This is a genomic window from Sphingobium sp. 3R8 (assembly GCF_020166615.1).
Classification (GTDB): domain Bacteria; phylum Pseudomonadota; class Alphaproteobacteria; order Sphingomonadales; family Sphingomonadaceae; genus Sphingobium; species Sphingobium bisphenolicum.
The window spans coordinates 82116-94089 of record NZ_JAIQXR010000014.1; the positions used below are offsets into that span (position 1 = coordinate 82116).

Below are 11974 nucleotides of genomic sequence, written 5' to 3' on the forward strand. Positions count from 1 at the left end.
CATGCCCTGGACTCGTGACGAAATGGCCGCGCGCGCGGCGAAGGAATTGCAGGACGGTTTCTACGTGAATCTGGGCATCGGCATTCCGACGCTGGTGGCGAATCATATTCCCGATGGCGTGGAGGTGACGCTCCAGTCGGAAAACGGCATGTTGGGCATCGGCCCCTTTCCCTATGAGGGCGAAGAGGACGCCGACCTTATCAATGCGGGCAAGCAGACGATCAGCGAATTGCCGCAGACCGCCTATTTCAGTTCGGCCGACAGCTTCGCCATGATTCGTGGCGGGCATATCGACCTGACCGTGCTGGGGGCGATGGAGATTGCCGAAAATGGCGACATCGCCAACTGGATGATCCCCGGCAAGATGATCAAGGGCATGGGCGGCGCGATGGATCTGGTCGCGGGCGTCAAGAAGATCATCGTCGTCATGGAGCATACGAGCAAGAATGGCGATCCCAAGTTCATTCCGGCCTGCACCCTGCCGCTGACCGGCAAGAATGTGGTCGACATGATCGTGACGGACCTGTGCGTTTTCCAGCGCCCCGACCATGACAGCCCGTTCAAGCTGGTCGAATTGGCGCCGGGCGTGACGGCGGAGGATATCGCGGCTAAGACCAGCGCTCATTATGTGAGCTGAGGACGGCCAGGATGAGCCTTGACGGCGTGTATGACGACAATAATCCCTTCGCCCTGATCCTTGCGGGCAAGATTCCGTCGACCAAATTATACGAGGATGCGCACACGCTCGCCTTCCTCGACATCCTGCCGCAGTCGAAGGGGCACAGCCTGGTCATTTCCAAATGGTCCAGGGCGCGCAACATCCTGGAGATAGAGGATGAGGCGCTGGCGCAGGTGATGGCGAGCGTGAAGAAGGTCGCCAACGCCACGCGCCGGGCGCTTGCCCCCGACGGCATCCACATCGCCCAGTTCAACGGCGCGCCGGCGGGGCAGACGGTGTTTCACCTCCATGTCCATGTCGTGCCGCGCTGGGAAGGCGGACCGCTGGGATTCAGCGCCCATGCGCAGGGCGATTTCGCCGACGCGGCGCAACTGGCCGCGCTCGCCGAACAGATCCGCGCGCAGTTCTGACAGCGGACCGACTCCTTGGTTCTCAAACCGTTCAAGGCGCCCGGCGCCCGTCTCGCATTGCGGACCAAGCGGCCCGCCAAGCCTTCCACCAGCATGGAGGGCGACGCCGAAATCATCCTGGACCTGTCGCGTTTGCTGTCGCGCTGTTTCCATCCCACGCCGACGGGCATAGACCGTGTCGAATATGTCTATGCGCGCGAGTTGCTGGCGCGAATGCCCGATCGGCTGGCCTTTGCCGCGGTGCATCCGGCCGGCGGCTATTATGGTCGGCTCGATACGTCGGCCGTGCGCCAGTTCCTGGCCTTCACGATCGCCAAATGGCGCAATGTGGAATCGCCCGATCAGCGGAAGAACCGCGCGACCATCATCGCGCATCTGTTCGCGCTGCGCCCCCGGCCGGTACCCCGCGCCAGCCGGCCGCGCGTCTATCTGCAGGTGTCGCCGCATCATCTGGACGATGAGGAGCAGGTCGGCGCGATCCTGCGCGCCGAAGGGGCGAAGTTCGTCACGCTGGTGCATGACGTCATCCCGCTGTCCCATCCGGAATATGCGAGGCCGCAGGGCGCGGAAGAACATCGCCGCCGCGTCCGCACGATCGACGCCCATGCTGCGGGGATCATCGGCAACAGCCAGGCGACGATCGATGCGCTGGCGCCGCACATGCAATATGGGCTGGAAGGCCGCGCCGTCCGGGTGGCGCATTTCGGCGCCGATCCGCAGGATGTGTTCGCGCTGAAAGGCTATGCGGGGCCGGAGCGGCCCTTTTTCGTCTATATCGCGACGATCGAGCCGCGGAAAAACCATATGCTGCTGCTCAATGTCTGGCGGCGGCTGGTGGAGCGGCTTGGCAAGGATGCCCCGGTTCTGGTCATGGTCGGGCGCCGCGGCTGGGAGATCGAGAATGTCATCGATATGCTAGAACGCGGCGAGGCGGTGCGCGATCATGTGGTCGAGGCGGGAGAATTGTCCGACCGGGAAATGGAGGAACTGATCGCCGGAGCAAGGGCCATGATCATGCCGTCCTTCATCGAAGGTTTCGGAATGCCGGTCGTCGAGGCGTTGTCGGCCGGCGTCCCCGTGATCTGTAGCGACATTTCCGCGCACCGGGAGGTCGGCGGCGACGCGCCCGACTATCTCGACCCGATCGATGGCCTGGGGTGGCTGAGGTTGATCGAGGCTTATAGCCAGCCGAACTCGCCGGAACGCGATGCGCAAATCGCCCGGATCGCCGCCTGGCGTGGACCGACTTGGCAGGGCTATTTCGACATCGTAACGGATTTGCTGGAAGAAGTCACTGCGCAAGTTTCTTGACGCTCGCCGACGCAGCCCGCATGGAAGTGTAGAACCGATTGAAAGACCGGCCGTTTGCGCTGGATGGGGGCAAGTTGATCGAGCCAGGACATGATCTCTGGCGCTGGCGTGGCAAGCCTGCTCATGCATAGACCGGTGACCCATCCCTTGTTCCTGCGATCGCCGCCCTTTCCCGGCGTGGCGACATCGGTGGCGGCCGTGAGCGTCGCCGCGCAAGGCGCGCCGGTTCAGGACAGCGTGCTTCATGCCATCGCGGATGCACGGGTGGGCGGCGCCTTCTGGGGCGACCGGCCGCAGGGTGTCGCCATCGTCGTGCGCGCCGGTGTCGCCGTGCAGGCCGACCGGGTCAGCGGGATCGATCCGGACCACATCGGCATCGTCGGCGATATGCCGTCATCGGTGCATGGGCGCATATTGCGCGACCCTGTCGATCCCTGGCATCTGATCGCCGCCGCCGATGCGGTCCATGCCGATGCCGAGGACGAACTGGCGGTCGTTGCCGGCATGCTGGGCGTTGCGGTGTTCGATGCGCAGGGGGAAGAGGTGCCGGCCGACCGGTTGCGGGATGTCGCGCGTGCGCGCATCGGCATGGCGCGCTATCGCGACTGTTTCACGGACCGGGACGTGCCGGTCGAGCAGGTCATCGAGCGGCTGGGCGAATGGCGCCGCCATCTCGACAGCAATCGCGATATCGCCGCCGCCAGCGGCATGGCCTTCTGGAAGCGGGACATGATGCGCCAGTTTCTGTGGGACGGGTTGCGCGCGCCGCCTTTCCTTGCACCAGAGAAAGGCCTGCGCAGCGCGCAGCAATCGGGGCGTGCGCTGGCCATCTGGCCTTCAAGGGTGCCTGCCTCGACGGTGAGGGATGCCGAGCGGATGCAGGTTCCGATCTGCCGGGTGGAGGACGGGTTTCTGCGGTCCAATGGGCTGGGGGCCGGGCTGCATCCGCCCAGTTCGGTGGTGGTCGATCATGCCGGCATCTATTATAATGCGCTCGTTCCCAGCGAGCTGGAGCAATTGCTGGCCACCCATCCCTTCCCGCCGACGTTGATCGAGCGGGCGAAGCGTTTGCGGACCGCCATCAGCGATGCGGGCGTCACCAAATATGGGATCGAGGGTGGCCGTATGTTGGATTTGCCGGCCGGTCGCCGCACCGTGCTGGCGATCGGTCAGGTCGACGACGACATGTCCGTCCGGCTGGGTGGGGCAGGGGTGGAAGGCAATCTGGACTTCCTGTCCCGCGTGCGTCGCAGCGAGCCGGACGCATGGATCATCTACCGCCCCCATCCCGACGTCCAGGCCGGGCATCGCCGCGGCCATTTGAGCGATGCCGCGATCCTCAGCCATGCCGATGCGATCGATAGCGGGGCGCCCTTGATGGAAATGGTGCAGGCGGTCGATGACGTGCATGTCCTGTCGTCGCTGACCGGGTTCGAGGCGCTGGTGCGCGGGCAGTCCGTGACCGTCCACGGCATGCCCTTCTACGCCGGCTGGGGCCTGACCCGCGATCTGGCCGAACCCACCGGCCGCCGGGGGCGCCGCCTTACCGTGGATCAGCTTGTCGCCGGAACACTCATTCTCTATCCTCGATATATTGATCCGGTGACGCGTTTGCCGTGCGGGCCGGAATTGATGGTGGATCGCATGGCAAGTGCATCGACACCGAACGTCACCTGGCTTATCAGGGCACGAACGGCACAGGGAAAGCTACGAAGATTTATGACTTTGTGCGCAGAGTTTCTTCATGACTGACGCCTCGATCCGGACATTTCTCTTCCTGCAGGGCCCGCATGGCCCCTATTTTGCAATGCTGGCCGATGCCTTGCGCGCGCGGGGACATAGCGCGCTGCGGATCAATATAAATGGCGGCGACAAAGTCGACTGGCCGGGTGACGCCAGCGATTATCGCGGCACGTTTCGCAACTGGCCTCTGTTTTTCGACGATTTCATCGTCAACCATGGCGTGACCGACCTTATCCTCTACGGCGACTGCCGACCCTATCATGCCTCCGCGCACGGCATGGCCAGATTGCGGTCCGTGCGGGTACATGTCGTCGAAGAAGGGTATATCCGTCCCGACTTCCTGACGTTGCAGGATGATGGCGTGAACGGCAATTCGACCCTGCCGCTCGATCCGCAATGGTATTTGGACGAAGCCCGGAAGCTGGATCGGGCGGAGGTGACTTTTCCGCCCGTGCCATCGACCTTTCACGCGCGTGCGCGCAACACCATGCGCAACGGCATGGCGTCCGCATTGATGCGGCCGCTTTTCCCCTATTACCGCACGCATCGGCCACATAGTTTCATCATGGAATCAGTGGCATGGACCTATAAACTGCTGGTGGGCAAGCATGACGCGGCCAAGTCGCTGAAGGAATGGGAGAAGGTCAGAGGCCGTCCCTATTTCGCGCTGCCGTTGCAGCTCAATTCGGACTATCAGATTCGGATTCATTCGCCATTTGGCGACATGCGCGCCGCGCTGCGTTTCGTCCTCAAGAGCTTTGCGCGCCATGCGCCCGATGACGTCGCGCTGGTGGTGAAGCGGCATCCGCTCGATCCGGGCCTGGTGTCCTGGTCACGGCTGACGCGCAGGCTCGCGGCGAAATATGGCATAGGCGACCGGGTCTTCTACCTGGAGGAAGGCGACATCGCAGAACTCGTTCGCAACGCGGAGGGTGTCGTAACCGTCAACAGCACGGTCGGTACATTGGCGTTGAACGAAGGCAAGCCTGTCACGGTGCTCGGCCATGCGGTCTACAAGGTGCCTGGAATCGTCAACACCGGTCCGCTCGACGCCTTCTGGGCCACGCCCGGAAAGATGGATCACGATCTCTATTCCGCATTCCGCCGTGTGCTGATGGATCGTTGCCTTATCCATGGTGGTCTTCTGAGCGAAGAAGGGCTGACGTTGCTGGTCGATAATGCGGTGCGCCGTCTGGCTGGGAAACGGACACCTGCGACAGGCGCTACGATCGTCGCTCATCCCGCCATCGGCCGTAAATCCCTTGCCAATTCCCGTCCGTCAACTTGAACCATTTACCGGACGATTTGAGAGCGAACGATGTGACAGGTGAGGCTGGCAAGGCGCAGTTTTGCAGCGGCTGAAAGACGAAAGGCGTCTCGGGGGAAAAGGGAGAGCCGGTTTTTCCGCCAAAATCGATGCTGAAAAACTGGCGTGCGCGATCTGGATTCGACTAAATATCGCATTCCAGGCTCAAGATGATTTCGCAAGTCGCGATCCGACCGCAACGGGACCGATCATGCGGCAATATTATATTCCGTTTTCTGATGTTCGATCGAATGCGGCTTTGAACAGCAAGGACCATAGATGCGCAAGGGTATCATTCTCGCTGGCGGTTCCGGGACGCGGCTCTACCCATTGACAAAGGGCGTGTCGAAGCAATTGATGCCCGTCTATGACAAGCCCATGATCTATTATCCGCTATCGACGCTCATGCTCGCGGGTATGCGGGATATCCTTATCATCACGACGCCCCATGACCGGGCGGCATTCGAGGCCGCGCTGGGCGACGGGTCAGGGCTTGGCATCCACCTGCAATATGCGGTCCAGCCCGAGCCGGCAGGACTTGCCCAAGCCTATCATATCGGCGCGGATTTTGTAGGAAGCTGTCCTTCCGCGCTGATTCTGGGCGACAATATCTTCTATGGCCATGGCTTGGCCGACATGGTCCGCACCGCCGCGGCGCGCGAAACCGGGGCGACGGTGTTCGGCTATTATGTGAAGGACCCCGCGGCTTATGGCGTCGTGTCCTTCAATGCCGACGGACGGGCGGAAACGATCGAGGAAAAGCCTGCGCAGCCCAAGTCCAACTATGCCGTCACCGGACTGTATTTCTATGATGGGCACGCGGTCGAACTGGCGCGCAGTCTGGTGCCCTCGCCGCGTGGCGAACTGGAAATAACCGATCTCAATCGCCTCTATCTCGAACAGGGCAACCTATCGGTCGAGATCATGGGTCGCGGCTATGCGTGGCTCGATACGGGCACGCATGGGTCGTTGCTTGACGCGGCAATGTATGTTCGGATCACCGAGCAGCGCCAGGGATTGAAAATCTGTTGCCCGGAGGAAATCGCCTGGCGTCAGGGCTTCATCAACGATGCGCAGTTGGAGGAGTTGGCGGCGCCGTTGCGCAAGAGCGGCTATGGCGATTATCTTTCCGGCCTTCTCGAAGGCAGGGCGGCGCATTCATGAAGGTCATTCCCACCGGCATTGCGGGTCTGGCGATCCTGGAGCCGCGCCTGTTCCAGGACGATCGCGGCTTCTTCATGGAAAGCTGGAACAGCCGGACTTTCCGGGACGCCGGCCTGGACCTGACATTCGTCCAGGACAATCACAGCCGTTCGGATCGGGGCGTGCTGCGCGGACTGCATTTCCAGCATCCCAATCCGCAGGGCAAGCTGGTGCGGGTCACCAGCGGCAGCGTCTGGGATGTCGCGGTAGACCTGCGGCGATCTTCGGCGACATTCGGGCGCTGGTTCGGGGTTGAACTGTCGGCGGCGAACAAGCGGATGTTCTGGATTCCACCGGGCTTCGCCCACGGCTTCCTGTGCCTCGAAGACGGGACGGACTTCCTGTATAAATGCACGGCTTTCTATCAGCCCGCGCAGGAGCATTCGTTGCTGTGGAACGATCCGGCGCTGAATATCCCATGGCCTGTGGCTGGGATGGATATCCAGCTATCGGCCAAGGATCGCGACGGTCTGCCCCTGGCGCACATCCAGGCGTGCGACTGAGATGGGGGACAAGAAAGCGCTCATCCTGGGCGCCCATGGCCAGCTTGGCCGTTGCCTCGCCGCCGCCGCACCTGATGATGTGATGGTGACCGCTCTCGGATCGCATGACCTCGACATAAGGGATAGGGCAGCCGTTGGGCGCTTCATTCGCGATCTGGCGCCGGACTTGGTGTTCAACGCAGCGGCCTACACCGCCGTCGATCGTGCCGAACAGGAGGAAACGATCGCCCATGCGGTCAACGCCACCGCCGTCGGCCATATCGCCGAGGCGGCCGCTGATGCGGGTGCAACCTTGATCCATGTTTCGACCGATTTCGTATTCGACGGCGCGTCGGCCACGCCCTATGCGCCGGACGATCCGACCAATCCGCTGTGCGCCTATGGGCGCACCAAGCGGGCGGGGGAATTGCTGGCGGGCGACGCCGCTCTGGTCGTGCGCACCGCATGGCTTTATGGCCCTGACGGTGCAAATTTCGTGCGCACGATGGTGCGGCTGATGGCCGAACGGCCCGAAGTGCGGGTCGTGGCGGATCAGGTGGGGTCGCCAACCTATGCGCCAGATCTGGCCGCGGCGTTATGGCGCCTGTCGGCGCTGGGCGTGACAGGTGTGCATCATTATACCGATGCTGGTACAGCGAGTTGGTATGACTTCGCGGTGGCGATCCGGGACGAGGCGCTGGCCGTGGGGATATTGGCGCGCGGGGTGCCCGTCATCCCGATCGATACCGCCAGTTTCCCGACGCCCGCCCGCCGACCGGCTTATTCGGTGCTGGACAAGGGTTCGACATGGGCGGCGCTGGGGGAGCCATCCTCCCACTGGCGCGCCAACCTGCGCCGGATGATGACGGAGATAGGCACGCATGGCTAAGGTGATGGTGACTGGCGGCGCCGGTTTCATTGGCGCGAATTTCGTCCATTTTTGGCGTCGCACGCAGCAGAGCGATGAAATCGTCGTGCTCGACGCCCTGACTTATGCGGGAAACGCGGCCAATCTGGCGGGATTGGACGGTGTCGATCTGATACATGGCGACATTTGCGATACCGCGCTGGTGGACAAGTTGATCGCCGATTACGGCATCGACACGATCGTGCATTTTGCGGCCGAAAGCCATGTCGACCGGTCGATCACCGGCCCCGATGCGTTCGTCACGACCAATGTCGTTGGCACGCACAGCCTGCTCAAGGCGGCAAAAAATGCCTGGCTGGACCAGGGGACGGGCCGTCCGCACCGCTTCCATCATGTTTCGACCGACGAGGTCTATGGTTCCCTGGGCCCTGACGACGCGGCATTCCACGAGCAGACGCCTTATGCGCCCAATTCTCCCTATTCCGCGTCGAAGGCCGGCTCCGATCATTTGGTGCGTGCCTATCACCACACCTACGGGCTGGAAGTGACGACCAGCAATTGCTCGAATAATTACGGGCCGTATCAGTTTCCGGAAAAGCTGATCCCGCTGTTTACGCTCAATGCTTTGGCTGGACGAACAATGCCCGTCTATGGCGATGGCATGAATGTGCGCGACTGGTTGCATGTGGAGGATCATTGCGTCGGCATCGGCCTTGTCCTGCAGCATGGCAGGGTGGGCGAAACCTATAATATCGGCGGCGGTCAGGAACTGCGCAATGAACAGGTGGTCGAAGCCATTTGCCATGGGGTCGATGCGGCGTTTGCGGCCGACCCGTCCCTTGGCAGCCGATACCCCGATGCACCGGCGGCTCAGGGGCGGTCCACGATGGAACTCAAGACCTATGTCGAGGATCGCAAGGGGCATGATCGGCGCTATGCGATCGACGAGCGCAAGATACGCAGCGAACTCGGTTACGTGCCTGCCCGCGATTTTCCGCAAGGTTTTGCCGAGACGCTGGACTGGTATCTAGCCCATGAGCCTTGGTGGCGCCCCCTTGTGGCGCGCGCCAGCCTTGCCGTCTGAACGATCAATATATGGCTTGAGACGGTCGGCATCGACGTGCGATGGAACAGGTAATGCGGCCAGGCGAGGCGGCCCGGCAGGGTCCGGGCAACAGAATTTTCTTGGACTTTAAGAAGCTTTTCTGCCATTGCGTGGCCCTAGCGGGCATATCGTATTTGGAGTAACCGCGCAATGAACTTTAAATCGGGATCGAGATGCCTGTGATGCACGACGTTGTCTATCCAAATGATGGGGTTCGCTTGAGCCGATTTCGGGATTATCTCTCCAAGTTAAAGCCAAGCTTCTGGGCAATTGTTGTTATTCCAACATCCATAGCTATTATATATTATGGATTGCTTGCATCCGATGTTTATACATCCGATTCCTATTTTGTTGTAAAAAGTTCTCAGCGCGAGAAGTCGGTCACCGGATTTGCTTCCTTTTTTGCCGGTGAAGGGGCGGGTGGCTCGACTGACGAGGTTCATGCGGTCGAGGAATATCTGAAATCGCGCGACGCCCTGCGGGACGTCAATAAGGATGGGCTGGTGACGAACGCCTTTACGCGTTCTTCCATCTCGATATTCGACCGTTTTGGTAAGCTGGGAAGTGACAGTGAGGAAGCGCTGTACAAATATTTCAGCAAGCGGGTGGATTCCACTTATGACGGCGGGACATTCGTCGCGCATCTGAAGGTGCAGGCCTATACGCCGGACGATGCCTTCGAGATCAACCGGCGTCTGCTCAATCTGGGCGAAAGTCTCGTCAATCGACTGAACCAGCGTAGCCGGACCGACCTTGTTCGCTACGCGGAAAAGGAGGTCGATGAGGCGAGGGCGCGGGCTGCGACGGCAGCCGTGGCGCTGTCTACCTATCGCAACAAGCGCGGCGTGGTGGATCCTGAAAAGCAGGCGGCCGTTCAAATTCAGCTCGTGACGAAGTTGCAGGACGAACTGATCGCCAATCAGACGCAACTTGATCAATTGAGGCAGTTTACCCCGGAAAATCCCCAGGTTTCCGTCTTGCAGGAGCGCGTCGCGAGTATTCGTCGGCAAATGAGCACGGAGATGCAAAAGGTTGCGGGAGGCGCCCAGTCGCTCGCAGGCAGCGTCGCGGGCTATGAGCGTGTCCAGATGGATAGCGAATTTGCGGCCAAGCAATTGGCGAGCGCGATGGCCTCGCTGGAGGATGCCAAGAATGAGGCGCGTCGCCAGCAAATCTATGTCGAGCGTATCGTGGCGCCGAACAAGCCGGATGCCGCCCTTTACCCCAAGAGGCTTAAGGGTGTGGTTTCGGTCTTGCTGCTGGGCCTTGTGATATACGGCATCTTCCAGCTTCTCGTGGCCGCCATTTTCGAGCATCGCCAATGATAATGGGTTGGGATTTTGCTGGAGGGCTGACGCGTTTTTTTAAATCCCTGATGGTGCAGAAGCGCGTGATTTTCGCGCTTCTCATGCGCGAAGCTCTGACCCGGTACGGCCGGCATAATATCGGCCTCTTCTGGCTCTTCGCGGAACCCATGATGTTCACTCTGGGCGTTACCGCCCTATGGTCTGCGACAGGTAGAGGACATGCCAGTCAGCTACCGATCGCGGCATTCGCGCTGACCGGCTATTCCAGTGTTCTTCTCTGGCGTAACATGCCTGGTCGATGCATCGGCGCCATTCAGCCCAATGCATCGCTGATGTATCATCGCAACGTGCGGATCATAGATATCTTCATGTCGCGGCTGATCCTGGAGGCGATGGGCGCAACCGGGTCCTTCCTGGTGCTGACTCTCGCTTTCAATTATGTCGGCTTGATCGATTTACCTGAAGATGTCTTCAAAATCATCATCGGATGGACATTGCTCGCCTGGTTCGGTGCGGCGCTCGCGATTACGTTGGGGACGCTTGCGGAACATTCCGAACTGGTCGACAAGCTCTGGCATCCGGCCTCTTACCTGATGTTTCCATTATCCGGGGCTGGCTTTTTGATGAGTGCGGCGCCGCCGGCTTTCCAAAAAGTCGTGGGCTGGATCCCCATGGTCCATTGCACCGAATATATCAGAGAAGGCTATTTCGGGTCCAAGATCGTGGCCATTCACAATCTTGGCTACGTCCTGCTGGTCAATTTGATTTTGACGGCCTTCGGCCTTTTGCAGATCAGAGTAATCGCACGGAGGGGTGTGCTCAGTGATTGAGTTGCGGGACGTAACGAAAAGCTATCGCACCTCCACCGGGCTAGTGACGGTGCTCGACAAAATAAATCTGCGTGTCGAGAAAGGCGAGAAAGTCGGCATTCTGGGCCGCAACGGTGCCGGCAAGTCCACACTGGTGCGTTTGTTGGGCGGCGTCGAGCAGCCGACATCGGGCAAAATCCAATGGGATATGAGCATATCCTGGCCATTGGCGTTCGGCGGCGCGTTTCAGAGTTCGCTGACGGGGCTGGATAATCTGCGGTTTATCTGTCGCGTGTACGGCGTCGATTATCGTGACAAAATCGACTATGTGGATGATTTCTCCGAGCTAGGGCGGTATCTGCGGGAGCCGGTCAAGACATATTCTTCGGGTATGCGGGCGCGCCTGGCCTTTGCCGTCTCCATGGTGATTGAATTCGACTGTTTCCTGATCGATGAGATCACGGCCGTCGGCGATCAGCGCTTTCATGAGAAATGCCATGTCGAGCTGTTCGAGAAACGCGCTGACCGCGCGTTCCTGGTCGTATCTCACGATAATTCCTTCATACGCGACCATTGCAACAAGATGGGCGTCATTTCCGGCGGTCGCTTGGAATTGTTCGACGAGGTAGAAGCGGGTTATGAATATTATCACAAAGTGACCCATACGCATTGATCGTATCGGAGCCGGCTGTCCGATGAAGAATCTTCTAGGCATCGCGAGCGCGCGCCTTGCGTCCCGCAGGGCAAAGAA

The 11974-nt window shown here is 60.5% G+C and carries 12 protein-coding genes; all 12 read left to right on the forward strand.

The window, feature by feature from the left end; all coding sequences use genetic code 11:
• Position 1 precedes the first annotated feature (1 nt).
• The 12 genes from K9B33_RS14360 to K9B33_RS14415 all read left to right on the forward strand — a co-directional run bounded on the left by K9B33_RS14360 (position 2) and on the right by K9B33_RS14415 (position 11896).
• Positions 2-637 carry a CoA transferase subunit B gene (locus K9B33_RS14360; protein WP_224549712.1) on the forward strand — a complete coding sequence of 212 codons (636 nt, stop codon included), beginning with the start codon at positions 2-4 and terminating at the stop codon, positions 635-637.
• 11 nt (positions 638-648) lie between these two features.
• A complete protein-coding gene (locus K9B33_RS14365; protein ID WP_224549713.1) occupies positions 649-1089 on the forward strand; it encodes an HIT family protein in 441 nt (146 codons plus the stop codon).
• A gap of 15 nt (positions 1090-1104) precedes the next feature.
• Complete coding sequence (locus K9B33_RS14370) at positions 1105-2400, forward strand: glycosyltransferase family 4 protein (RefSeq protein WP_224549714.1); 1296 nt, start codon at positions 1105-1107, stop codon at positions 2398-2400.
• A 90-nt stretch (positions 2401-2490) separates the two neighbouring features.
• Complete coding sequence (locus K9B33_RS14375) at positions 2491-4152, forward strand: beta-3-deoxy-D-manno-oct-2-ulosonic acid transferase (RefSeq protein ID WP_224549715.1); 1662 nt, start codon at positions 2491-2493, stop codon at positions 4150-4152.
• Positions 4145-5431 carry a capsule biosynthesis protein gene (locus K9B33_RS14380; RefSeq protein WP_224549716.1) on the forward strand — a complete coding sequence of 429 codons (1287 nt, stop codon included), beginning with the start codon at positions 4145-4147 and terminating at the stop codon, positions 5429-5431. Before K9B33_RS14375 ends, K9B33_RS14380 begins: the two co-directional genes overlap by 8 nt.
• A 297-nt stretch (positions 5432-5728) precedes the next feature.
• Entirely contained in the window at positions 5729-6613 is an 885-nt protein-coding gene (gene rfbA, locus K9B33_RS14385) for a glucose-1-phosphate thymidylyltransferase RfbA (protein ID WP_224549717.1), read from the forward strand.
• Positions 6610-7155, forward strand: coding sequence for a dTDP-4-dehydrorhamnose 3,5-epimerase (gene rfbC / locus K9B33_RS14390; protein WP_224549718.1), 546 nt, complete (start codon positions 6610-6612; stop codon positions 7153-7155). The genes rfbA and rfbC overlap by 4 nt, the downstream gene beginning before the upstream one ends.
• Position 7156: 1 nt before the next feature.
• Positions 7157-8023, forward strand: coding sequence for a dTDP-4-dehydrorhamnose reductase (rfbD, locus tag K9B33_RS14395; RefSeq protein WP_224549720.1), 867 nt, complete (start codon positions 7157-7159; stop codon positions 8021-8023).
• Entirely contained in the window at positions 8016-9086 is a 1071-nt protein-coding gene (gene rfbB, locus K9B33_RS14400; protein WP_224549722.1) for a dTDP-glucose 4,6-dehydratase, read from the forward strand. Before rfbD ends, rfbB begins: the two co-directional genes overlap by 8 nt.
• Before the next feature lie 203 nt (positions 9087-9289).
• Complete coding sequence (locus tag K9B33_RS14405) at positions 9290-10432, forward strand: hypothetical protein (protein ID WP_224549724.1); 1143 nt, start codon at positions 9290-9292, stop codon at positions 10430-10432.
• Positions 10433-10434: 2 nt separating this feature from the next.
• Positions 10435-11244, forward strand: a complete 810-nt coding sequence (locus K9B33_RS14410; RefSeq protein WP_224549726.1) for an ABC transporter permease — start codon at positions 10435-10437, stop codon at positions 11242-11244.
• On the forward strand, positions 11237-11896 hold the full coding sequence (locus K9B33_RS14415; protein WP_224549728.1) for an ABC transporter ATP-binding protein: 660 nt from the start codon (positions 11237-11239) through the stop codon (positions 11894-11896). Before K9B33_RS14410 ends, K9B33_RS14415 begins: the two co-directional genes overlap by 8 nt.
• The last annotated feature ends 78 nt before the right edge of the window (positions 11897-11974 follow it).

Coding starts and splice junctions, on each gene's coding strand:
- K9B33_RS14360 (WP_224549712.1), top strand. CDS start 2: ATGCCCTGGACTCGTGACGAAATGGCCGCGCGCGCGGCGAAGGAATTG.
- K9B33_RS14375 (WP_224549715.1), top strand. CDS start 2,491: ATGATCTCTGGCGCTGGCGTGGCAAGCCTGCTCATGCATAGACCGGTG.
- K9B33_RS14365 (WP_224549713.1), top strand. CDS start 649: ATGAGCCTTGACGGCGTGTATGACGACAATAATCCCTTCGCCCTGATC.
- rfbC (WP_224549718.1), top strand. CDS start 6,610: ATGAAGGTCATTCCCACCGGCATTGCGGGTCTGGCGATCCTGGAGCCG.
- rfbA (WP_224549717.1), top strand. CDS start 5,729: ATGCGCAAGGGTATCATTCTCGCTGGCGGTTCCGGGACGCGGCTCTAC.
- rfbD (WP_224549720.1), top strand. CDS start 7,157: ATGGGGGACAAGAAAGCGCTCATCCTGGGCGCCCATGGCCAGCTTGGC.
- rfbB (WP_224549722.1), top strand. CDS start 8,016: ATGGCTAAGGTGATGGTGACTGGCGGCGCCGGTTTCATTGGCGCGAAT.
- K9B33_RS14410 (WP_224549726.1), top strand. CDS start 10,435: ATGGGTTGGGATTTTGCTGGAGGGCTGACGCGTTTTTTTAAATCCCTG.
- K9B33_RS14405 (WP_224549724.1), top strand. CDS start 9,290: ATGCACGACGTTGTCTATCCAAATGATGGGGTTCGCTTGAGCCGATTT.
- K9B33_RS14380 (WP_224549716.1), top strand. CDS start 4,145: ATGACTGACGCCTCGATCCGGACATTTCTCTTCCTGCAGGGCCCGCAT.